Genomic DNA, 271 nt, shown 5'->3' with positions numbered 1-271 from the left:
GAAGCGAGTCTGGATGCTACGAGCTGCCAGTTGACAATAGAGGAGAGTGTAACGGTATGAACGTCGAGCAAAAAGAACAAGTAAAGCGCAGGGCCGAAGAAATTTTGCCATGGCGCTCGGAGGTTCGCAGAGACTTTCATCAAAATCCGGAGATCGGTTTAGAGGAGTTTCGTACACAAGAGCAAATTATTCGGTACCTCGACCAGATGGGGATTCCTTATACGAAATCAGCAGGAACAGGAGTTGTAGGACTCATACAAGGCGCAAATCC

Annotated in this window: 1 pseudogene; it reads left to right on the top strand. The window is 48.0% G+C overall.

What is annotated here, in order from left to right:
- Window positions 1-56: 56 nt before the first annotated feature.
- Window positions 57-271: pseudogene (locus SB773_RS31865) on the top strand (amidohydrolase); the annotation flags it as partial.

Origin of the sequence: Bacillus sp. SIMBA_074 (genome assembly GCF_046534555.1) — a bacterium.
GTDB classification, from domain to species: Bacteria; Bacillota; Bacilli; order Bacillales; family Bacillaceae_G; genus Bacillus_A; species Bacillus_A mycoides.
This window is presented reverse-complemented; position numbering and strand designations above follow the sequence as displayed.